Raw genomic sequence first — 22138 nt, 5'->3', positions numbered from 1 at the left:
TCCTGACTCTGCGGCTACGAAACTCGTAGTACTTATGAAAGCACGCGTTTGTTACAACGGAGTGCCATTGTGCACCGTTTTCGCTGTGCGCGTAGATAATTCGGACCGGAACGCCAAGGAGATGGGTCCGGGTGACGATCTTCGCGACGATGCGTGCCCGGGCGCGTCGAGCGCCGAGTGTCACCGGGGCCGCGTCGGTCGTGCCGACTACGCTTGAGCTGTGAGCAGCGACTACTCCGCCCGACATCTCTCCGTCCTCGAAGGCCTCGAGGCGGTGCGCAAGCGTCCCGGCATGTACATCGGCTCGACCGACTCGCGGGGCCTCATGCACTGCCTGTGGGAGATCATCGACAACTCGGTCGATGAGGCCCTCGGCGGGTTCGGCGATCAGATCGAGGTCGTCCTGCACGCCGATCAGAGCGTCGAGGTGCGCGACCATGCCCGAGGCATCCCGGTCGACATCGAGCCGAAGACCGGCCTGTCGGGTGTCGAGGTCGTGTTCACGAAGCTCCACGCCGGCGGCAAGTTCGGCGGCGGGTCCTATGCGGCTTCCGGCGGTCTGCACGGAGTCGGTGCATCGGTGGTGAACGCGCTCTCGGAGCGGCTCGACGTCGAGGTCGACCGTGGGGGCAAGACGTACGCGATGTCCTTCCATCGCGGAGAGCCCGGCATCTTCGCCGACACGGGTGAGCCGACGCCGGACGCGCCGTTCACACCGTTCGAGAAGCAGAGCGAACTCCGTGTCATCGGCAAGACGCGCAAGGGCGTGACCGGGACGCGTATCCGGTACTGGGCGGACCGCCAGATCTTCACGAAGGGCGCCCAGTTCCAAGCCGAGGAGCTCCTCGGCCGTGCGCGCCAGACGGCCTTCCTGATCAAGGGCCTCGGCATCGTCATCCGCGACGAGACGGTCGACGAGCCCACGGAGGCCACCTTCCGCTACGAGGGCGGCATCTCCGAGTTCGTCGACTACCTCGCCGGCGACACCGCCCTGACCGACACCTGGAGGCTCACCGGCAGCGGGACCTTCACCGAGACGGTCCCGGTGCTCTCGCCGACCGGAACCATGGTGGCGACCGAGGTCGAGCGCGAGGCCGAGGTCGACATCGCCCTGCGCTGGGGGACCGGCTACGAGACGGTCATGCGCAGCTTCGTCAACATCATCGCGACGCCGAAGGGCGGAACACACCAGCTCGGCTTCGATCAGGGTCTGCTGCGGTTCCTGCGCGCCCAGGTCGAGCAGAACGCACGCCGTCTGAAGGTCGGGTCCGACAAACTCGAGAAGGACGACGTGCTGGCCGGGCTCACCGCCGTGCTCACGGTCCGCCTCGCCGAACCGCAGTTCGAGGGTCAGACGAAGGAGATCCTGGGTACGCCGGCCGTCCGCGCGATCGTCGCGAACGTCGTCACGAAGGAACTCAAGGAGCGCTTCGCGTCCACCAAGCGCGACGACAAGGCGCAGACCGCTCTCGTGCTCGAGAAGATCGTCGCCGAGATGAAGTCACGCATCTCCGCACGCACGCACAAGGAGACGCAGCGTCGGAAGAACGCACTCGAGAACTCGTCCCTCCCGGCCAAGTTGGTCGACTGCCGTTCCGGAAACCTCGAGGCGAGTGAGCTGTTCATCGTCGAGGGCGATTCGGCTCTCGGGACAGCGAAGCTCGCCCGCGACAGCTCCTACCAAGCCCTACTGCCCATCCGGGGCAAGATCCTCAACGTGCAGAAGGCATCCGTCTCGGACATGCTCTCGAACGCCGAGTGCGCCTCGATCATCCAGGTGATCGGTGCTGGATCGGGTCGGTCGTTCGACCTCGACGCTGCGCGCTACGGCAAGATCATCCTGATGAGCGATGCCGACGTCGACGGGGCCCATATCCGCACGCTGTTGCTCACCCTGTTCTTCCGCTACATGCGACCTCTCATCGAGGCCGGTCGGGTGTTCGCCGCGGTGCCACCACTGCATCGTGTCATCGTCATCAACCCGGGGTCGAAGCCCAACGAGACGATCTACACCTATTCGGAAGCCGAGCTCCACGCCGTGCTGAGCGACCTCAAGCGGAGCGGCAGGAAGCACCAGGAACCGATCCAGCGGTACAAGGGTCTCGGTGAGATGGACGCGGATCAGCTCGCGACCACCACGATGGACCGCCGTCACCGGACACTTCGCCGCGTGCGGGTGGAGGACGCGGAGTCCGCTGGTCGGATCTTCGAACTGCTCATGGGCAACGACGTCGCCCCACGCAAGGAGTTCATCGTCGAGAGCTCCGACCGCCTCTCGCGGGAGAGCATCGACGTCTGAGTCGGCTCCGCACAACACACGGCGATGGCCCGGACCGAGCATGGTGCTCGATCCGGGCCATCGCCGTCGGTGCGCTTGACGCGCTAGTCGGTGGTCTCCTCAGTCCCGGCATCGTCGGCAGTCGGCGTCGCTTCGGCGACCGGAGCAACGATGGGCCTGCCCACCGAGCCGATCGGTGCGTCCAGCGGCGTGCCGGAGGCGTCGCGCTTCGCTCCGACGTCCGGGAGGGTTCGTGGGCTGCCGTCGGTTCCAACGGCGTGCGCGGGCGACGCGCCCACCCAGGCGACGGCCAACTGGTCCTCGCCCTTCAGGAAGCGCTGCGCACGGACACCGCCGGTTGCGCGTCCCTTCGCCGGGAACTCCGCGAACTCCGACACCTTCGCACTGCCACTGTCGGTCCCTGCGAGGGTGAGCGACGAGGTCGCGATCGTCACGACCACGACGTCCTCGCCTGGTCGCACGGCAGTGAACGAGATGACCTTCGCGCCCGCCGCGAGGTTGATGCCCGCCATGCCGCCGGCGGCACGCCCCTGCGGGCGCACAGAGGTCGCCGGGAATCGGAGGAGCTGCGCGTCGGACGCGACGAAGACGAGCTCGGCCTCGTCGCCGACCTGGGTCGCACCGATCACCTGGTCGCCGGGCTTCAGCGTGATCACCTCGAAGTCGGGCTTGTTCGGGAGATCGCCGGGGATCACCCGTTTGACGACTCCGGCCGCGGTCCCGAGGACGATCGGCTCGTCGGTGGTGAGTGACACGATCGCGAGCACACGCTCCTCGCGGTTCGGCAGCGAGAGGTACTCGCCCATGCGCACCCCGGCCGCGAGTTGGATCGACGCCGACGGGACGGCCGGAAGGTCGAGCGCGGTGAAGCGGATGAGGCGTCCCGTGCTCGTCACCGCGCCGAGTTCCGTCCGGCTCGTCGTGTCGATCGCACTCAGGATCGCGTCGTGTTTGCTGCGACGACCAGCGCGGGGCGCCGGAGCGTCTTCCCCGAGGTCGACCCGCAGCGCACGGCCGGTCGTGCTCAGATACACGCGGCACGGCGTGTCCGCGAGTTCCAGGACGGGAGCGTTCTTCCCTCGGCCGGTGGTCGCGACGCTCGGCTTGGCATTGGTGAGCATCGTGCGACGGGGGGTGCCGAACCGGTCGGCGGCCTCGGCGAGCTCGCTCGACACCGCAGCGCGGATGAGGCGTTGGCTGCCCAGGAGCCGTTCGAGCTCGGCGATCTCGGCCTGGAGCTTGTCACGCTCGGTCTCGAGTTCGATCCGAGAGAACTTCGTCAGGCGGCGCAAACGGAGTTCGAGGATGTACTCGGCCTGCAGCTGGGAGAGGTCGAAGACGTCGATGAGCTTCGCACGCGCCTGCTCCGAGTCGTCGCTCGCCCGGATGACCTGGATGACCTCGTCGATGTCGAGGATCGCGATGAGCAGACCTTCGACGAGGTGCAGGCGCTCCTTGCGGCGGGCGAGACGGAACTGGCTCCGGCGGGTGACGACGCTGATCCGGTGGTCGACGTAGACCTGCAGCAGCTCGCGCAGTCCGAGCGTCTGGGGTCCGCCGTCGACGAGTGCGACGTTGTTGATGCTGAAGGAGTCCTCGAGCGGGGTATAGCGGTAGAGCTGCTCGAGGACCGCCTCGGGGGAGAAGCCCGTCTTGATCCCGATGACCAGGCGAAGGCCGTGGATGCGGTCGGTGAGGTCGGTGACGTCCGAGATCCCGCTCAACTTCTTCGAGCTGACGCCGTCCTTGATCTTCTCGATGATCTTCTCTGGGCCGACGAGGTAGGGCAGTTCCGTGACGACGAGCCCGGTCTTGCGGGCGGTCACCGACTCGACCGCGACCTTCGCGCGCGTCTTGAACGAGCCGCGTCCGGTCGCGTAGGCGTCCTTGACGCCGTCGAGCCCCACGATCGTGCCGCCGGAGGGAAGATCGGGGCCAGGCACGAACTCCATGAGGTCTTCGAGCGTGGCCTGCGGGTGCGCGATCAGATGACGTGCGGCGCCGATGACCTCGACGAGGTTGTGCGGCGCCATGTTCGTCGCCATGCCGACGGCGATGCCACTCGCACCGTTCACGAGCAGGTTCGGGAAGGCTGCCGGCAGCACTTCCGGCTGCATGAACTGGTTGTCGTAGTTAGGGACGAAGTCGACGACGTCCTCGTCCAGGTCGCTCGTGAGGGCGAGCGCGGCCGCGTCGAGTCGCGCCTCGGTGTATCGGGGCGCTGCGGGTCCGTCGTCGAGGGAGCCGAAGTTGCCGTGCCCGTCGATGAGCGGCACACGGAGGGTGAACGGTTGCGCGAGTCGGACGAGGGCGTCGTAGATCGCGGTGTCGCCGTGGGGGTGCAGCTTTCCCATGACCTCGCCGACGACGCGCGCGGACTTCACGTGCCCTCGGTCGGGCCGCAGACCCATCTCGCTCATCTGGTAGAGGATGCGTCGCTGGACGGGCTTCAGTCCGTCACGGGCGTCAGGGAGCGCGCGTGCGTAGATGACCGAGTAGGCGTACTCGAGGAACGAGGTCTGCATCTCCGACGAGACATCGATGTCCTCGATGCGCTCGCCAGTGGAATCGATCGGCGGGTTGTGCTGTTGGCGGGTCATTCCGTGTCTCTGCTGTGGGACGCCGAGCCTGGGCCCGACGGGGATCGCCGGGCGTCGTCGTCCGCGCTGTGCGAGACTGTGCCCGATGACCACCATGCTACCGACGGTGAATCCGGAGTCGCGCAGCCTTGCCGATGTCCTCCCGGATTGCCTCGAATCCCTGACCACGGCCGGCGGCAACCTGCCCGCGGCCGGCCACGCGATCGTCGTCCTCGTCGACGGACTCGGGGCGGCGAACCTCCGCGGCGCTGCGGCGCACGCCCGATTCCTCGCACCCCGCCTCGGCCCACGGACGACGACCACGTCGGCGTTCCCCTCCACGACGGCCGCAGGCATCGCCACGCTGACCACTGGTGCACTGCCTGGTCGGCATGGCCTCGTCAGTTACAAGGTCCGCGACCTCGCCGGCGACCGCATCGTGAATCAGCTGAGCGGTTGGGACGACGCGATGGTGCCGGAGACGTGGCAGCGCCTGCCGACGGTCTTCGAGCAGGCTCGGGCTCAGGGGATCACGACGACGGTGATCGGCCAGGAGCGCTATCGCGGCTCAGGGTTCACCCGAGCGGTACTCCGCGGCGCCGAGTACCGCGCCGGCCGGACGATGGCTGATCGACTCGAGGCCGCCCGGGCTGTCGCGTCGTCGAGCTCCGGCCCGACCCTCAGCTACGTCTACGTACCGGAGCTCGATCAGACCGCGCACGAGTACGGCTGGGAGTCCGGACGCTGGGCGGCACTGCTGGAGGAACTCGACGGCGATCTGAAGCGCTGGTCCGACCGGCTCCCGTCGACCGCCGGCGTGCTCGTCACCGCCGACCACGGCGTCATCGACGTCCCGCACCACCAGCACGTCCTGTTCGATCACGAGCCCGCCCTCGTCGCAGGTGTCCGGCACGTCGGTGGGGAACCGCGCTGCCTGCATCTCTATCTGGATGCGGATGCCGGTGCGGACGACCGTGAGGCACTGGCTGCAGCGTGGATGCAGCACGAGGGGACCAGAGCATGGATCGCCACCCGCGAACAGGCCATCGACCACGGGTGGTTTGGGCCCGTGGACGACGAGGTCCTGCCGCGGATCGGTGACGTCATCGTGGCGGCGCGCAAGCGGATCGCCTACTACGACTCACGGCCCAGCGATCAGAGCGCGCGCGGCATGATCGGACAGCATGGTTCGCTCACCGATGACGAGCGCCGCATCCCCCTGATCACTCTCGGCCGCTACGAGCGCTGACCTCGGTCCGAGTGCAGCCGTCCGGATCAGACCGGATCGTCGTCCGACTTCGCGCCGAAGACGATCTCGTCCCAGGACGGCATGGAGGCTCGTCCCTTCCGTGCCTTGGCGCCCGCAGGCGTCGCGTCTGACGAAGACGGTCCGGCGTCATTCCGCCGCTGCTGAGCGGCTTCGAATTCGCCGGTGTCGAACACCGCGAGCGGCGTCTGCTGGTCGGGGACGGCCTGCGGCGCCGCAGGCTGCTCGACCGGCTCCGGCTCGGTGGGCGCGGCCTCGCGCTCACCGCGGCGCTTCCGGAGCGCCTCGAGGAGGTCCGCTGTCTGGTTCGGCTGCTCAGGGCTCGCCGCCTCACGGTTGATGGCTGCTTGCGTGGCGGCCTTCGACGACGGCGCGCGTCCGAAGCCGGTGTCGCTGGCGAACGGGAGAGGATCGATCGGTCGGGTCTCCGCGAGTCGAGGAGCCTCGGGCTGAGCCTCGTTCGACCCCCGATCCAACGAGAACGCACCACTGTCGAACCGCGAGGTGTCGGGGGAGTCGTCCGGCCCGACGGCTCGGAGGCGCGGGATGAGTGCCGCGGGGAGGTCTCCCTGACGGGACAACGTGGTCGCCTCGCTGCCGATCGGTGTGAGTGCGAGTTTCTTCGGCTCGAAGGCCCAGCGTGCATCGTGGTCGACCTGGTCGGCCGTGAAGGCGAGTTTGACGATCCAGCCGCCCTCCGGTTCCTTCCAGCTGGTCCAGCGCTCGTCCGTCGCACCGAGCTTCTCGAGGCGGGCCCGGATGACGTTCCCGAAGGTCGCCTCGATGTCGTCCGCGCCAGTGTCCGTGGTCGGGAGCACGGCGACGCCGAGCGCTGTGCCGACGATGTGCTCCCGTTCGGCGATCACGGGTCCCTCGAAGCGCTGGACGTACTCGAGCGAGGCGCCCGTCACGGCAGCGACGTCTTCCGCGGACAGTCCGCCTCGGATGTGCGCCTGGACCTCGCGAGGACTGATCTTCGCCGAGCCCGCGATCGGAGCACCCGCAGGCTTCGCGCGCCGCAGGTGCACATGGAACGAGTCGTCGACGATGAGGCGGTACTCCTCCTCGTTCCGATCTGCAACGATCAGAGCTCCGAGCTCCGCTCCGACTACCTTCAGTTCCTGCATGATGAATGCCTCTCAGCGCGCCACGTGATTGGTCCACGTTCTCATGGATCCCTCGCGGATCGAGGGAATACACCGGGCGTGCCGTCAGTTGCACGGGGAGGTTCCGCACACCATCCCGAATGCGGTTTGCAATTCATGCGGAACTGATGCAAACTGTGCCCGCCGATTTTGTTCCGGCGGCATCGAGAAGTGGATAGGCATGGCAACTGATTACGACGCTCCCCGCAAGACCGACGACGATTCCGAGTCGATCGAGGCACTGAAGGAGCGCGTTCCAGACAAGCTGTCCGGAGTCGTCGACTCCGAGGATGCCGACAACCCCGGCGACTACAACCTCGGTGGCTCCGACCTCTCGGACCTCGATCTCGACGTCGTCGTGCTCCCGCCCCAGGCCGACGAGTTCACCTGCATGGAGTGCTTCCTCGTGAAGCACCGCTCGCAGCTCGACCACGAAGGCAAGATCGGTCCGATCTGCGCGGAATGCGCCGCCTGACAACCTGCTGAGAACCTCAGCACAGAAGCCCTCCGGATCGAGATCCGGAGGGCTTCTTCATGTCCTGCTGCGCTCGCTCACGCCGTTGCGCGAGCCGCGGCGATGGCATCGGCCAGCGCGTGCGGACGGCGCGACGACAGCAACCAGTACGGCGTCGGGTCGGCCGGGTCCACGATCTCCACCTTGACGAGCGTGTGCACCCAGCCGCGGATCAGGAGCCAGGCACGGGCGTCGAGCTTCGTGCGCAGCTGCGCAGTCGCCTCGTCCGCCTCGAAGACCGTCACCTCACCGATGAGTTCCAGCGGGATCGAGGCCTTCCCCGCAGAGAGCCGACCCTGCGCCACTTCGATCCGCGGCGCGCCACCGAAGGCGAGCGCGAGGCACCCGCCGTACAGGACGACGGCCCCGATGATCCCGGCCGCGAGCGACACGGGTGCGAGGACGAGCAGGGTCGCCGGCACCACGAGGGCGAGGGCGATGACCACCCAGAGGGCTGGCCAGAGTGTTTCACGGTACGGCTGCATGTCTGCCTTGTCTCAGAGAACTGCACTACCCTCGATTCGTGACCGAAAGCGTTGACGTACTCATTATCGCGCCGGATCTTCCCGGCTATGCACACCCCGGCGACGCCGGCGCCGATCTGGTGTCCTCAGAGCACGTCGTGCTGGAGCCAGGGGAGCGAGCCCTCGTCGGCACGGGCGTCTCCATCGCGCTGCCCGACGGGTACGCCGCCTTCGTCGTCCCACGGAGCGGGCTCGCGGCGAAGCACGGCATCACCGTCGTGAACGCACCGGGCACCGTCGACGCGGGCTACCGCGGCGAGGTCAAGGTCACCCTCCTCAACACGGACCGCACTGCGGCGTTCACGATCGCCCCCGGCGACCGCATCGCCCAGATGATCGTCATGCCGGTCGCCCGTGCCAACTTCATCCCGGTCGAGAAGCTCCCCGGCAGCGCGAGAGGTGCCGGGGGCTTCGGCTCCACGGGCATCGGCTCGGCGCCGGCAGCCTCCGACTCAACCGCCCAGACAGGAACCCTCGCATGAGTGAACTCGAAGACCTCCCAGACCTCGACCTCGACGCAGAGCTGCCCGACGACGCGAAGTCCGCACCGGAGGACCGCGAGTCCGCCGGCCCGTTCGACGAGAGCGAGGCGAACCCGGTGCGGCCGTACATCGACCTCGGCGGGGTCAAGGTGCTGCCTCGTGAGGGCCTGAACCTTCGCCTCGAGGTCGAAGAGGCGACCAAGCGCGTCGTCGCCGTCGGTCTCGACTACGCGGGCTCCACCCTCCAGGTCCAGCCGTTCGCCGCACCGCGTTCCACCGGCCTCTGGAACGAGACACGCGCGCAGATCGCTGAGCAGATCGCGCAGCAGGGAGGTACCGTCACCGAGCGCGAGGGCGAGTTCGGACCCGAGCTCGTCGCAGAGGTGCCCACCGGGGGTGCGGCCGGAACTGAGGCGACCCACCTCGCCAGGTTCATCGGTGTCGACGGTCCTCGCTGGTTCCTTCGCGGCGTCGTCGCCGGCGAAGGGGCTTCGAAGCCCGACGCGGCAGCCCTCATCGACGACCTCTTCCGCAGCCTCGTCGTGGTCCGCGGGAGCACCCCGATGCCTCCGCGCGACCTCATCCCGCTGCGCATGCCGACGGCCACGAGCGTCTGATCGATGACCGATCCACGAGGACACGACGAGGCGTCTGAGCCGACCCCTGCAGCGTCCGGTGCAGGCGTGACGGGCCAAGAGACGCCCAGCGTGGACGACAGGCAGTCCCTCGGAGACTCGGTGAGCGCGGCGTTCGGCGCTGCCGCACGCAAGTCCGGCCTCGGCGCCGTGGCGGACGGGGACGCACCGACGGGGAAGGCCCTGCTCAGCGCCATGGGTGGCGTCCGAGGGCTCGTCGAGGCGATCCTGCCCGGCCTGCTGTTCCTCGTCGTCTACACGATCACGCTCGACGTGATCCCGTCGATCATCGCCCCGGTGGCACTCGGCGTGATCCTGTCCGTCGCCAGGCTCGTGCAGCGGCAGCCGGTGACCCAGGCCGTCGGTGGACTGTTCGGAATCGCGCTCTCCGCAGTGCTCGCCCTGCTGTCCGGGCGCGCAGAGGACTACTACGTGGTCGGGTTCTGGACGAACGGCGCCTACGCAGCAGCACTGCTCGTCTCGGTCGTCGTCGGCTGGCCCATCATCGGGCTGATCGCCGGCTACCTCATGGGATCGGGCACGAGCTGGCGCAGTCACCCCGGCCAGCGCCGCGCGATGCGCTGGCTCACACTGGTCTGGGTCGCCATGTTCGCGGCGAGGCTCATCGTCCAGTTGCCGCTCTACTTCAGCGGCAACGTCGAGATGCTCGGCACGCTGCGGCTCCTCATGGGTATTCCGCTCTACGCGCCCCTCCTCGTCCTCAGTTGGCTGGTCGTCCGAGCCGTCTTCCCGAAACCGCTCCAGCAGGCTTCGGCCTGATCGACACCTCGAGCCCGGTGCGGTGCCGAACGGCGCCGCACCGGGTTCGTCGCATGGCGGGAGCACGGTGTTCGCAGTGCTAGAATTGTCTCGACATCAAGATACATGCGCACCGTCGAGATGACACGACGTCTTCCGACATGTAGTTAGGCAAGCCTTGCTAGCCGCGGAGTACCCGGCCGCAGCAAGATTGGTCCGAACGCACGTGAGAATCCGCCGGCGCCAATGAAGGAGAAGACGTTATGTCCACCGTGAACAGCTTCGGGGCGAAAGACACCCTGACTGTCGGGACGACCGACTACGAGATCTATCGCATCGACACGGTGGAGGGCCACGAGAAGCTGCCGTTCAGCCTGAAGGTGCTCCTCGAGAACCTGCTTCGCACCGAGGACGGCGCGAACATCACCGAGGCGCACATCCGCGCACTGGGCGACTGGGTCCCGACGGCCGATCCCGACACCGAGATCCAGTTCACGCCCGCGCGCGTGGTCATGCAGGACTTCACCGGCGTCCCTTGCATCGTCGACCTCGCCACCATGCGTGAAGCCGTCGAAGCGCTCGGCGGCTCCGCCGACAAGATCAACCCGCTCGCACCCGCAGAGATGGTCATCGACCACTCCGTCATCGCCGACCTCTTCGGCAGCGAGAACGCCCTCGAGCGCAACGTCGAGCTCGAGTACGAGCGCAACGGTGAGCGCTACCAGTTCCTGCGCTGGGGCCAGACGGCCTTCGACGACTTCAAGGTCGTCCCGCCGGGAACCGGCATCGTGCACCAGGTGAACATCGAGTACCTGGCGCGCGTCACCATGACCCGTGAGGTCGACGGCGTGCTCCGCGCCTACCCCGACACCTGCGTCGGCACCGACTCCCACACGACGATGGTCAACGGCCTCGGCGTGCTCGGCTGGGGCGTCGGCGGTATCGAGGCAGAGGCCGCCATGCTCGGCCAGCCCGTCTCGATGCTCATCCCGAAGGTCGTCGGGTTCAAGCTCAACGGCTCGATCCCGACCGGCGTCACCGCAACCGACGTGGTCCTCACCATCACCCAGATGCTTCGCAAGCACGGCGTCGTCGGCAAGTTCGTCGAGTTCTACGGAGCCGGCGTCGCCGAGGTCCCGCTCGCGAACCGTGCCACGATCGGCAACATGAGCCCCGAGTTCGGCTCGACCGCCGCCATGTTCCCCATCGACGACGTCACCCTCGACTACCTGCGCCTCACCGGTCGCAGCGAGGAGCAGATCGCCCTCGTCGAGGCTTACGCGAAGACCCAGAAGCTGTGGCACGACGCCGACACCGAGCCGGTGTTCAGCGAGTACCTCGAGCTCGACCTCGCAACCGTCGTCCCGTCGATCGCCGGCCCGAAGCGTCCACAGGACCGCATCGAGCTGAGCGACGCGAAGACGCAGTTCGAGCGCGACCTCAACGACTACACCACGGTCGAGCACGACATCGTCGACCTCGTCGGCGCCGGGTCGTTCCCCGCCTCCGACCCGGCCGGCACGACGCCGCAGGACGAGGACGAGAACAACCACCACCACCACACGCACCGGAGCCACGCACCGAAGACGGCGTCGAAGCCCACTCCGGTGACGCTCGCCGAGAACGGTGTCGACTTCACGCTCGACCACGGTGCCGTCGCGATCGCCGCGATCACCTCGTGCACGAACACGTCGAACCCCTCGGTCATGCTCGCAGCCGGGCTGCTCGCGAGGAACGCCAGCAAGAAGGGCCTCAAGGCCAAGCCGTGGGTCAAGACGACACTGGCACCGGGTTCCAAGGTCGTCACCGACTACTACGCGAAGGCCGGTCTCACCGAGTACCTCGAGGACCTCGGCTTCTACACGGTCGGCTACGGGTGCACCACCTGCATCGGCAACTCGGGCCCGCTGCTCGACGAGATCTCGACCGCTGTGCAGGACAACGACCTGGCTGTCACCGCGGTGCTCTCGGGTAACCGCAACTTCGAGGGTCGCATCAACCCCGATGTGAAGATGAACTACCTCGCGAGCCCGCCGCTCGTCATCGCCTACGCTCTCGCCGGATCGATGAACTTCGACTTCGAGGTCGACGCGCTCGGTGTCGACGCCGACGGCAACGACATCTTCTTGAAGGACATCTGGCCCGACGCCGCAGAGGTGCAGGACACGATCGACTCCTCCATCAACAAGGAGATGTTCGACCACGAGTACAGCGGCGTCTTCGACGGCGACGAGCGGTGGCGTTCGCTGCAGACTCCCGAAGGCTCGACCTTCGAGTGGGACGAGCAGTCCACCTACGTCCGGAAGCCCCCGTACTTCGACGGCATGACCATGGAGACCACGCCGGTCTCGGACATCGCCGGAGCCCGCGTCCTCGCGAAGCTCGGTGACTCGGTCACGACCGACCACATCAGCCCGGCCGGCAACATCAAGGCGGACTCGCCCGCGGGTCGCTACCTGGATGAGCACGGTGTCGAGCGCAAGGATTACAACTCCTACGGCTCGCGTCGCGGTAACCACGAGGTCATGATCCGCGGTACCTTCGCGAACATCCGTCTGAAGAACCAGCTCCTCGACGGTGTCGAGGGCGGCTACACGCGCGACTTCACCCAGGCCGACGCTCCGCAGTCGTTCATCTACGACGCATCGCAGAACTACCAGGCGGCGGGCACCCCCCTCGTCATCTTCGGTGGCAAGGAGTACGGTTCCGGTTCGTCCCGCGACTGGGCGGCGAAGGGCACGAGCCTGCTCGGCGTCAAGGCGGTCATCACCGAGAGCTTCGAGCGGATCCACCGCTCGAACCTCATCGGCATGGGCGTCGTCCCGCTGCAGTTCCCGGCCGGCGAGAGCTGGGCGTCGCTCGGCCTCGATGGAACCGAGATCGTGTCGATCGCGGGCCTCGAGGAACTGAACGCGGGCACGACCCCGAAGACGGTCCGTGTCACGGCGGTCCCGAGCGAGCACTCCGCCGCGGGCAAGGCACCGATCGAGTTCGACGCGGTCGTCCGCATCGACACGCCGGGTGAAGCCGACTACTACCGCAACGGCGGCATCCTGCAGTACGTGCTCCGGAGCCTCGTCTAGGGCTCACGCACGACCGCTCGGCCGGTTCCAGCAGAACGTGCTGGGACCGGCCGAAGCCGTTCGGGCGACGTTCGGACCACGGCGCGTAGACTCGATGACAGGCGCCGAGCGATCGGTGCCGGAGCACCGTGGAGGGACGACAGCATGACCGTACTCGAGCACCTGAACGGCCCGCGTGATCTCGATGCCCTCTCCGAGGCGGAGCTGGTCGAACTTGCGGGAGACATCCGCGGCTTCCTCATCGCGAACGTCTCCAAGACGGGTGGGCACCTCGGCCCGAACCTCGGCGTCGTCGAGCTGACGATCGCGATGCACCGGGTCTTCGACTCGCCGAACGACCCGATGGTCTTCGACACCGGGCACCAGTCCTACGTCCACAAGCTCCTCACCGGCCGGCAGGACTTCTCGCAGCTTCGGACGCGTGACGGACTCGCCGGCTATCCCCAGCGCTCCGAGTCGCCGCACGACATCGTCGAGAGCTCCCACGCGTCGAGCTCTCTGAGTTGGGCCGACGGCATCTCGAGAGCCTTCCAGATGACGGGCCAGGACGAACGCCATGTGGTGGCCGTCGTCGGCGACGGCGCCTTGACGGGCGGCATGACATGGGAGGCGCTCAACAACATCAGCGACGACAACACCCGTCGGCTGATCATCATCGTGAACGACAACGGCCGCTCCTACGCACCGACGATCGGCGGTATGGCGAGGTTTCTGAGCGGTGTCCGCACCCGCCGCAGTTATCGCGACCTCCGTGAGCGGAGCCAGCGGGCGTTCAACCTGCTCGGGGCGCCCGGTCGCGCGCTCTACCGCGGCGTTCGCGGAGGCACCCATGGGTTCCTGTCCCGGCTGACGAACAACGAAGCGCTCTACTCGAACCTCGACATCAAGTACATCGGCCCGGTCGACGGCCACGACCTCCACGCGATGGAGGAGGCGCTCACGCAGGCCAAGCACTTCGGTGCGCCGGTCATCGTGCACGCGATCACCGAGAAGGGTCGAGGCTTCCAGCCGGCGCGAGACGATGTGGCGGACCAGTTCCATGCGGTCGGTCGCATCGACCCGGAGACGGGTGAACCCGTCGGTGGCCCGACGAGTCAGTCCTGGACCGGGGTCTTCAGCGAGGAGATGGTCGCGGTCGCCGACGCCGACGCGCGCGTGGTCGGAATCACCGCCGCCATGCTCCGCCCCGTCGGATTGCACGCGTTCGCGGAGAAGTATCCCGAGCGCGTCCACGATGTCGGCATCGCCGAACAGCACGCGTTCACGTCGGCGGCGGGCCTCGCCTTCGGCGGACTGCATCCGGTGGTCGCCGTCTACGCGACGTTCGTGAACCGAGCGTTCGACCAGCTGCTGATGGATGTCGCGCTGCACCGCGCCGGCGTCACCGTCGTGCTAGACCGTGCGGGTGTCACCGGGCCCGACGGTCCGAGCCACCACGGCATCTGGGACCTCGCGATCCTGCAGGTGGTCCCTGGTATCCGGATCGCTGCGCCCCGAGACGGCGAACGACTCCGCGAGGAACTCCGGGAGGCGGTGCAGATCGACGACGCTCCCACGGTCATCCGCTTCCCGAAGGGGAACGCCCCCGAACCGCTTCCCGCGGTCGAACGACTCATCGACGGCGTCGACGTCCTCAGAGCGGCGGAGCGCCGAGACGTCCTCCTCGTCGCGGTCGGTCCCATGGCACCCATCGCGCTCGACGTCGCGGAACGACTCGAGCGGCAGGGGATCGGCGCGACCGTGATCGACCCGCGCTGGGTCGTCCCGGTGGCAGAATCCGTCGTGCGCCTCGCCGCAGAGCATCGCCTGGTGATCACCATCGAGGACGGCATCCGCGTCGGCGGCATCGGCACACGGATTCGGCAGACGCTGCGCGAATCGGGCGTGGACACCGCGGTCGACGAGCTCGGCGTCCCGGACGAGTTCATCCCGCACGCGTCGCGAGAGCAGATCCTCGAAGACGCGGGTCTCACTGCGCAACAGATCGCCCGCGACGTGGTCGCCCAGGTGCTCGGCAGCCGCATTCCGGTTGCGCGCCCGCTGCCCGGCGAGACGTCGGAAGATGCCTCGGCCTCAGAACCCACGACAACGGGTTCGCACGGCGGCTGAACGCCGGCTGCGAGGCGCTTGACCTCGAGTGCACTCGAAGTCGTATCGTGAGGCCATGACCACTCTCCACGAGGGCTACGCCATCTCAGACGTGTCGATCCGGACCGGAGTGAGCGTCCACACGCTTCGCTACTACGAGCGCGCAGGACTCATGCCCCGCCCGATCGACCGCAGTTCGTCAACGCACCGCCGGTACAGCGACGGCGACGTGAACTGGGTCGTCTTCCTGACCCGACTCCGGTCGACGGGGATGCCGATCGCGACCCTCCGTGAATACACGGAGCTCGTGCAGCGCGGCGACGACACGGCTGAGGCGAGGCTCGAGCTGCTGCTCCGCCATCGGATCACGTTCGTGGCGCGCCTCGAGGAGATGCAGCGTTCGCTGGAGGTCATCGATCGCAAGATCGAACTCTACACAGAACAGGTGGCAACACGATGAAGCACATCACGCTCGGAACACACGGACCGGACATCGCCCGCATCGGCCTCGGCTGCATGGGGATGTCGGCGTTCTACACCGGGGCGGCGCTCGACGACGCCGGATCGATCGCCACCATCCACCGCGCGCTCGACCTCGGCGTCACCTTCTTCGACACCGCGGAGATGTACGGTCCGTACCTCAACGAGGAGCTCCTCGGGAAGGCACTCGGGTCTCGCAGGGACGAGGTGACGCTCGCCACGAAGTTCGGCACCATCCGCAACACGAGCGACGGGAAGTACGGTCCCGACGGGAGTGCCGCGAACGTCCGGCTGTCCATCGAAGGGTCGCTGCGACGACTCGGGACCGACGTCGTCGACCTGTACTACCTCCACCGGGTGGACCCGGGGGTGCCCATCGAGGAGACCGTCGGTGCACTGTCCGAGCTCGTCGCCGAGGGGAAGATCCGTCATATCGGGTTGTCGGAGGCAGCGCCGGAGACGATCCGCCGGGCACACGCCGTGCACCCGATCACCGCCCTGCAGACCGAGTACTCGCTGTGGAGCCGTGATCCCGAAGCCGAGATCCTGCCGACCGTCAGGGAGCTGGGTATCGGCTTCGTGCCGTACTCGCCGCTCGGTCGAGGCTTCCTCACCGGGTCGATCAGGTCGCTCGACGCGCTCGATGAGAGCGACTTCAGACGGGCGAATCCCCGGTTCGCGGGAGACAACCTGCGTGAGAACATCGCGATCGTCGAGGAAGTGGACAAGATCGCCGCATCCCTCGACGCGACACCGGCGCAGGTCGCGCTCGCGTGGTTGCTCGCACAGGGAGACGACGTCGCACCGATCCCCGGCACCAAGCGCATCACGTACCTCGAGGAGAACCTGGGCGCCGACGATCTCGTCCTGTCCGCCGAGGCGCTCTCGCGACTGGATGCGCTCCGGGTGCCGGCCGGTGACCGCTACCCGGACATGAGCAGCGTGAACCGCTGAACACACGATGCAGGGGCGTCCTCCACCCCGAGGTGGAGGACGCCCCTGCATCGTTGAGCGGCGCTGACTAGGCCTGCACGCCACGGATCGGCGGGTGGTGGAACGTGTCACCGAAGGCACGTTCGCTCGCGCCGACGCGGTCGAGGTACGGAGTGGCCCCACCGTCCTGGAACGGCCAGCCGGCGCCGAGGATGAGCCCGAGGTCGATGTCCTCCGCGGCGGACACCACGCCCTCGTCGAGCATGAGTTTGATCTCGGAGGCGAGGCCGTCCTCGACGCGACGGAGGATCTCTGCCTCGGTCAGCGGTGTGTCGCCCGTGGCGAGGACCTTCTGCGCCTGCTTCGTGAACCCCGTGACCTTGCCACCCTTGTCCTTCTCGACGACGGCGTCGAGCGCCGCAAGCCGGTGAAGGTTCTCCGAAGCGAAGAAGCGCTCCGGGAACTTCCCGACCATCGTGTCCTGGACGTGGGCTGCGACCTTCCAGCCGACGAGGTCGATGAGCTGGAACGGCGTCATCGGGAGCCCGATCGGCGCGAAGGCGCGTTCCACCGTCAACAGTGGCGTACCGGCATCGAGCGCGTGAGCGGCCTCACCCATGACCTTCGCCAGCAGGCGGTTGACGATGAATCCCGGGGCGTCTGCGGTGAGGATGGCACTCTTCTTGAGCTTCGCCGCGGTCGCGAACGCCGTCGCGAGCGTCGCGTCATCGGTGAACGGCGTCCTGACCACCTCGAGCAGCGGCATGACCGCCACCGGATTGAAGAAGTGGAAACCGACGAGACGCTCAGGGTGGGCGAGCTTCGCGCCGATCTCCTCGACGGAGAGCGACGAGGTGTTGGTGGCCAACACCGTCTCGGCTGACACGTACTGCTCGACGTCCGCGAAGACGGTCTGCTTCACGCCGACCTCCTCGAACACGGCCTCGATCACCCAATCGCAATCCGAGAAGTCCGCCTTGTCGGTCGTGCCCGACAGGAGTGCCTTCAGCCGGTTCGACTCGTCGGGGGAGATGCGCCCCTTGCCGAGCAGGGCGTCGATCTCGCCACGGATACGCGCAACACCCGCGTCCACGTGGCCCTGGTCGAGGTCGGTGATGACCACGGGGACCTGGAGACGACGAAGGAACAGCAGGGCGAACTGGCTCGCCATGAGGCCGGCGCCGATGATGCCGACCTTCGTGACCCGGCGCGCGAGCTGCTTGTCCGGCGCTCCGGCAGGACGCTTGGCACGCTTCTGCACGAGGTCGAATGCGTACATGCTGGCCTGGAACTGGTCCCCGACGATGAGCTCCGCGAGGGCCGTGTCCTCCCGCTCGAAACCCTCCGCCTTCGTGCCGCTGCGCGCGGCCTCGAGGAGGGCGAGTGCAGTGTACGGCGACTTCGCGACCGTGCCGATCCGGCTCTCGAGCATCTTGCGCGCGGTGTTGATCGCGACCGGCCACTTGATGGTGCGTTCGATCTTGCCTGGCACGTTCTTGCGCTCGACCTTCACCGTGCCGCCGAGCACACCGTCCGCCCAGCGGAGCGAGTCCTCGAGGAAGTTGGCCGAGGGGAACATCACGTCGGCGATGCCGTAACCGAGCGCATCGGGGGCCTTCATCATGCGGTTGTTCTTCAGCGGGTTCGAGATGACGACGTTCAGGGCGTTCTCGATCCCGATGAGGTTCGGCAGCAGGTAGGCACCGCCCCACCCGGGGATGAGTCCGAGGAAGACCTCGGGAAGCGCGATCGCCGGCGCGGACGCGTCGATCGTCCGGTAGTTCGCGTTGAGGCCGATCTCGAGACCGCCACCGAGCGCGAGCCCGTTGATGAACACGAACGTCGGGACGCCGAGGTCCTCCAGCTTGCCGAGCACATGGTGCCCGAGCTGCGCGAGTTTCGTGGCGACCGCGTGGGACGGGATGTCGCCCACCTTGCTGAGGTCGGCACCCGCCGCGAGGATGAACGGCTTGCCGGTGATCGCGACACCGTCGATCTCGCCCGCAGCCGCACGAGCCCGTTGGGCTTCGAGCACACCGTCGAGCTCGAGCAAGGTCACCGGCCCGAACGTGTTCGGACGGGTGTGGTCGCGACCGTTGTCGAGCGTGATGAGCGCGATGGTGCGGCCGCTGGCGAGCTTCGCATCCTTCACGAAGCAGTGCGTGACGACCTCGTCGTCGCCGCTGATCGCGACGAGCTCGGAGAAGTCGATGGTCGTGTAGTCGGTCATCTACTTGCGCCCTTTCTTGCCGGTGAAGTGTGGGTTCTCCCAGATCACGGTGCCGCCCTGGCCGAGTCCGACGCACATCGCGGTGAGGCCGTAACGGACCTCGGGGTGCTCAGCGAACTGCGCCGCGAGCTGGATCATGAGCCGCACGCCGGAAGCCGCAAGCGGGTGACCGATGGCGATCGCGCCGCCCCACGGATTGACGCGGGGGTCCTCGTCGTCGATCCCGAAGTGGTCGAGGAAGGAGAGCACCTGGACGGCGAACGCCTCGTTGAGCTCGAACAGCCCGATGTCCTCGATGGTGAGGCCGGCCTTGCGGAGGGCCTTCTCGGTGGAGGGCACAGGCCCGATGCCCATGATCTCCGGTTCGACGCCGGCGAAGGCGAAGCTCACCATCCGCATCTTCGGGGCGAGTCCGAGCTCCTTGGCCGTCGAGGCGCTGGCGAGGAGACTGACCGTCGCACCGTCGGTGAGCGGGGACGCGTTTCCGGCGGTGACTCGGCCGTGCGGACGGAACGGCGTCTTCAGGCCCGCGAGGCCCTCCATCGTCGTCTCGGGGCGGAGTCCCTCATCACCTGTGGCGAGTCCCCAGCCGCTGTCACTGCGCAGGGCGACCGGCACGAGGTCCGGCTGGATCCGTCCGGCCTCATAGGCGGCGGCGACCTTCTGCTGGCTCCGCATACCGAAGCGGTCGGAGCGTTCCTTCGTGAGCTGCGGGAAGCGATCATGGATGCGCTCGGCCGTCTTGCCCATGTTGAGCGCGTCCTCACTGACGAGGCGCTCCGCCAGGAAGCGCGGGTTGGGGTCTGCGTCGAGACCCATCGGGTGACGACCCATGTGTTCGACGCCGCCGGCGAGGGCCAGGTCGTACGCACCGAAGGCGATGCCGCTGCCGAGCGTCGTGACCGAGGTCATCGCACCGGCACACATGCGGTCGATCGCGAACCCGGGGACGGACTTCGGGAGTCCCGCGAGGAGTGCGGCCGTCCGGCCCAGGGTGAGCCCCTGGTCACCCTGCTGGGTCGTCGCCGCGATGGCGACCTCGTCGATGCGCTCGAGCGGGAGGCCGGGGTGCCGTTCCAGGAGTCCGATGATCGCCTTGACGATCAGATCATCGGCTCGAGTGTTCCAGTACATGCCCTTCTCGCCGGCGCGTCCGAACGGTGTCCGGACTCCATCAACGAATACGACGTCGGCTTGTTCGGCCACGTTGCCTCCTCATTCTCGGGGTACGCCCCGATCCTAGGCGGCGAGGTGTGGCACCGGCCGGGGTGCAGCGCTTCCTACGAAGCGTCGGGGGGAGTGTCCTCCGACGTTTGGGCGGACTCCACAAAGGCGTCGACGATGGCCGTCGCCGTCGCATCGATCTGCCATCGGCGCGCATCGTGCTGTTCGAGGGCAGCGGAGACCGTCTCCACCGTGAGCGGTTGCGGCGGCGTCCAGGCGAGACGGCGCAGCGTCTCAGGCGTCAGGAGGTTCTCGACGGGCATCGTCAGGAATTCGGCCGTCGCGAGGATCCGGGTGCGGGCAGCGGTGTACCGCGCGTGCGCGTCCGGGTTCTTGTCGACCCAGCTGCGCGGGGGCGGCAGCGTGTCACTGCTCGGACGAGCCCCGGGGAGGTCGTCGGTCGTCTGGCCGGTCTGGATGGCGGCCCACCACAGGTCGAGTTCCGTGCGGCTTGCACGCCCGCGGAAGTCGGAGATGGAGGCGAGGTCGCGCTTCGTCGCGGGGTTGACCCTGGCAGCGGCGGTGATCGAGGCGTCTGGGATGAGGCGGCCGGGCGCGGTGTCACGTCGCTGCGCGAGCTCGTCCCGCGCTCGCCACAGCTCACGGGCCACGGCGAGGTTGCGCTGGCCCCGCACCGCATGCAGTCCGGAGAGTCGTCGCCACGGTTCGGCACGAGGGGCCTTCGCCTCGCGGTCGAGTGTGGCCTGGAACTCCTGGCGGACGATGTCCGTCTTCCCTGCCTCCTCGATGCGCTCGGCGAGTCGCTCCGCGGTGTCGACGAGCAGCTCGACGTCGAGCGCCGCGTACTCCAGCCAGGCTGCCGGCAGTGGCCGCGTCGACCAGTCGGCGGCGGAGTGCTCCTTCGCGAGGTGGATACCGAGCAGTTCCTCGACGACGGCTCCCAGCCCGACGCGGGGGAGACCGAGGAGGCGCGCTCCGAGCTCGGTGTCGAAGAGCTCGCTCGGGTCGATGCCGACCTCACGGAGGCAGGCGAGGTCTTGACTGGCTGCGTGCAGGATGGACTGCTCGCCCTGGATCAGCTCGCCGAGCTCGCTCATCGAGCCGATCGCCGGCGGGTCGTAGAGGAACACGCCGGCTCCGCGACGGAAGACCTGGATCAGGTAGGCGCGCTGCGAGTAGCGGTACCCGGAGGCGCGCTCGGCATCGAGTGCGAACGGGCCGTGGCCGGCGGCGAGGACCTCGAGCGAAGCGAGGTACGCCTCACGGGTGTCGGTGACGACTCGCGGCTGAGCGGGGGCGGGCGGCGAGGTCAGTGGAGCGGCTTCGGCGCCCGGCTCACTCACGATGAGCTCGTTTGACGGACAACAGGGTCACCCCTTCGGTGGTCGGAGGCAGGCCGGCGAGCATGCACAGCAGCTCTCCCCATCCTTCCACGTGCGCCGCGACGTCGCTCTCGAGCGGGGTCCAGGACGCCCGAAGCTCGATCTGCGCCCCATCGCCCTGTCTGGCGAGTTCGCCGAATCCGCTCGAGATGATCTTCGTGGCGGTGCCGGAGGCGGCGTCGTACTCCGCACCCCGCGCGTCGAGCGCATCGACGAGCCACGACCAGGCCACTTCGGCGAGGAAGGGGTCGAGACCGATCTCCGTCTCGAGCGGTGCCTGCGCGAAGCAGACCACCCGGAAGCGGCCACCCCACGCGTCAGACCCCTCAGGGTCGTAGAGCAGGACGAAACGTCCGGTGCCGAGCTCGGAATCCGCGTCGTGACGGCTCGGCGAGACATCGGCCGCCAGCGCGATCGCATAGGGCGCGAGGTTGCTCGGGGCCGGGATCTCGGTGACTCTGAGATCTGGCCGCACGGCCGCAGCACGAACAGCGTCCACCGCGCGGGCGAACTCTTCGGGAACCTTGGCCGTCGTCGGACTCTCTACCACGTG

Annotated in this window: 17 protein-coding genes; 10 read left to right on the top strand and 7 right to left on the bottom strand. The window is 67.8% G+C overall.

Annotated elements, in window-relative coordinates; all coding sequences use genetic code 11:
- The first annotated feature begins 220 nt into the window (after positions 1-220).
- Entirely contained in the window at positions 221-2299 is a 2079-nt protein-coding gene (locus KXS11_RS05480) for a DNA gyrase/topoisomerase IV subunit B (protein ID WP_437384542.1), read from the top strand.
- Positions 2300-2382: 83 nt separating this feature from the next.
- Here KXS11_RS05480 and KXS11_RS05475 read toward each other — a convergent pair whose 3' ends face one another.
- Entirely contained in the window at positions 2383-4899 is a 2517-nt protein-coding gene (locus KXS11_RS05475) for a DNA gyrase/topoisomerase IV subunit A (RefSeq protein WP_437384541.1), read from the bottom strand.
- A gap of 85 nt (positions 4900-4984) precedes the next feature.
- On the opposite strand from KXS11_RS05475, the gene KXS11_RS05470 reads away from it, so the two are divergent.
- Positions 4985-6127: an alkaline phosphatase family protein gene (locus KXS11_RS05470; RefSeq protein ID WP_437384540.1), complete on the top strand. Its 1143-nt coding sequence runs from the start codon at positions 4985-4987 to the stop codon at positions 6125-6127.
- Positions 6128-6153: 26 nt separating this feature from the next.
- On the opposite strand, the gene sepH is transcribed toward KXS11_RS05470, so the two are convergent.
- Positions 6154-7272 carry a septation protein SepH gene (sepH, locus tag KXS11_RS05465; RefSeq protein WP_437384539.1) on the bottom strand — a complete coding sequence of 373 codons (1119 nt, stop codon included), beginning with the start codon at positions 7270-7272 and terminating at the stop codon, positions 6154-6156.
- 199 nt (positions 7273-7471) lie between these two features.
- Here sepH and KXS11_RS05460 point away from each other — a divergent pair, with 199 nt between their 5' ends.
- Entirely contained in the window at positions 7472-7765 is a 294-nt protein-coding gene (locus tag KXS11_RS05460) for a DUF4193 domain-containing protein (RefSeq protein WP_437384538.1), read from the top strand.
- A gap of 77 nt (positions 7766-7842) precedes the next feature.
- Here the strand turns inward: KXS11_RS05460 and KXS11_RS05455 are convergent, their stop codons facing one another.
- Positions 7843-8289 (bottom strand): DUF3093 domain-containing protein, encoded by a 447-nt coding sequence (locus KXS11_RS05455; protein WP_437384537.1) that lies wholly within the window; start codon positions 8287-8289, stop codon positions 7843-7845.
- 38 nt (positions 8290-8327) lie between these two features.
- Here KXS11_RS05455 and dut point away from each other — a divergent pair, with 38 nt between their 5' ends.
- The 7 genes from dut to KXS11_RS05420 all read left to right on the top strand — a co-directional run bounded on the left by dut (position 8328) and on the right by KXS11_RS05420 (position 16809).
- On the top strand, positions 8328-8810 hold the full coding sequence (gene dut / locus KXS11_RS05450; RefSeq protein WP_437384536.1) for a dUTP diphosphatase: 483 nt from the start codon (positions 8328-8330) through the stop codon (positions 8808-8810).
- A complete protein-coding gene (locus KXS11_RS05445; RefSeq protein WP_437384535.1) occupies positions 8807-9427 on the top strand; it encodes a DUF3710 domain-containing protein in 621 nt (206 codons plus the stop codon). The genes dut and KXS11_RS05445 overlap by 4 nt, the downstream gene beginning before the upstream one ends.
- Before the next feature lie 3 nt (positions 9428-9430).
- Positions 9431-10225 carry a DUF3159 domain-containing protein gene (locus KXS11_RS05440; RefSeq protein ID WP_437384534.1) on the top strand — a complete coding sequence of 265 codons (795 nt, stop codon included), beginning with the start codon at positions 9431-9433 and terminating at the stop codon, positions 10223-10225.
- Positions 10226-10467: 242 nt separating this feature from the next.
- Entirely contained in the window at positions 10468-13287 is a 2820-nt protein-coding gene (acnA, locus tag KXS11_RS05435; protein WP_437384533.1) for an aconitate hydratase AcnA, read from the top strand.
- Positions 13288-13431: 144 nt separating this feature from the next.
- Complete coding sequence (dxs, locus tag KXS11_RS05430) at positions 13432-15396, top strand: 1-deoxy-D-xylulose-5-phosphate synthase (RefSeq protein ID WP_437384532.1); 1965 nt, start codon at positions 13432-13434, stop codon at positions 15394-15396.
- A 55-nt stretch (positions 15397-15451) separates the two neighbouring features.
- On the top strand, positions 15452-15835 hold the full coding sequence (locus tag KXS11_RS05425) for a MerR family transcriptional regulator (RefSeq protein ID WP_437384531.1): 384 nt from the start codon (positions 15452-15454) through the stop codon (positions 15833-15835).
- The gene (locus tag KXS11_RS05420) at positions 15832-16809 is read left to right on the top strand and encodes an aldo/keto reductase (RefSeq protein WP_437384529.1); all 978 of its coding nucleotides are present in this window, start codon (positions 15832-15834) and stop codon (positions 16807-16809) included. Before KXS11_RS05425 ends, KXS11_RS05420 begins: the two co-directional genes overlap by 4 nt.
- Before the next feature lie 67 nt (positions 16810-16876).
- On the opposite strand, the gene KXS11_RS05415 is transcribed toward KXS11_RS05420, so the two are convergent.
- From KXS11_RS05415 to KXS11_RS05400, 4 genes are all read right to left on the bottom strand, one after another.
- Entirely contained in the window at positions 16877-19018 is a 2142-nt protein-coding gene (locus tag KXS11_RS05415; RefSeq protein WP_437384527.1) for a 3-hydroxyacyl-CoA dehydrogenase NAD-binding domain-containing protein, read from the bottom strand.
- A complete protein-coding gene (locus tag KXS11_RS05410) occupies positions 19019-20224 on the bottom strand; it encodes a thiolase family protein (RefSeq protein WP_437384525.1) in 1206 nt (401 codons plus the stop codon).
- A 74-nt stretch (positions 20225-20298) separates the two neighbouring features.
- Entirely contained in the window at positions 20299-21546 is a 1248-nt protein-coding gene (locus tag KXS11_RS05405) for an HRDC domain-containing protein (protein WP_437384523.1), read from the bottom strand.
- Positions 21539-22135, bottom strand: coding sequence for a DUF3000 domain-containing protein (locus KXS11_RS05400; RefSeq protein ID WP_437384521.1), 597 nt, complete (start codon positions 22133-22135; stop codon positions 21539-21541). Before KXS11_RS05400 ends, KXS11_RS05405 begins: the two co-directional genes overlap by 8 nt.
- Between the last annotated feature and the right edge of the window lie 3 nt (positions 22136-22138).

The sequence above is a fragment of the Plantibacter flavus genome, from assembly GCF_051487245.1.
Taxonomy (GTDB): Bacteria; Actinomycetota; Actinomycetes; order Actinomycetales; family Microbacteriaceae; genus Plantibacter; species Plantibacter flavus_B.
Note: the sequence above shows the minus strand (reverse complement) of the source record. Positions and strands in the feature narration are given on the sequence as shown.

What these genes read in the sequence shown, in the direction of transcription:
- KXS11_RS05475 (WP_437384541.1), bottom strand. Translation starts at nt 4,899, where the DNA reads ATGACCCGCCAACAGCACAACCCGCCGATCGATTCCACTGGCGAGCGC.
- KXS11_RS05470 (WP_437384540.1), top strand. Translation starts at nt 4,985, where the DNA reads ATGACCACCATGCTACCGACGGTGAATCCGGAGTCGCGCAGCCTTGCC.
- sepH (WP_437384539.1), bottom strand. Translation starts at nt 7,272, where the DNA reads ATGCAGGAACTGAAGGTAGTCGGAGCGGAGCTCGGAGCTCTGATCGTT.
- KXS11_RS05460 (WP_437384538.1), top strand. Translation starts at nt 7,472, where the DNA reads ATGGCAACTGATTACGACGCTCCCCGCAAGACCGACGACGATTCCGAG.
- KXS11_RS05455 (WP_437384537.1), bottom strand. Translation starts at nt 8,289, where the DNA reads ATGCAGCCGTACCGTGAAACACTCTGGCCAGCCCTCTGGGTGGTCATC.
- KXS11_RS05445 (WP_437384535.1), top strand. Translation starts at nt 8,807, where the DNA reads ATGAGTGAACTCGAAGACCTCCCAGACCTCGACCTCGACGCAGAGCTG.
- KXS11_RS05440 (WP_437384534.1), top strand. Translation starts at nt 9,431, where the DNA reads ATGACCGATCCACGAGGACACGACGAGGCGTCTGAGCCGACCCCTGCA.
- acnA (WP_437384533.1), top strand. Translation starts at nt 10,468, where the DNA reads ATGTCCACCGTGAACAGCTTCGGGGCGAAAGACACCCTGACTGTCGGG.
- dxs (WP_437384532.1), top strand. Translation starts at nt 13,432, where the DNA reads ATGACCGTACTCGAGCACCTGAACGGCCCGCGTGATCTCGATGCCCTC.
- KXS11_RS05425 (WP_437384531.1), top strand. Translation starts at nt 15,452, where the DNA reads ATGACCACTCTCCACGAGGGCTACGCCATCTCAGACGTGTCGATCCGG.
- KXS11_RS05420 (WP_437384529.1), top strand. Translation starts at nt 15,832, where the DNA reads ATGAAGCACATCACGCTCGGAACACACGGACCGGACATCGCCCGCATC.
- KXS11_RS05415 (WP_437384527.1), bottom strand. Translation starts at nt 19,018, where the DNA reads ATGACCGACTACACGACCATCGACTTCTCCGAGCTCGTCGCGATCAGC.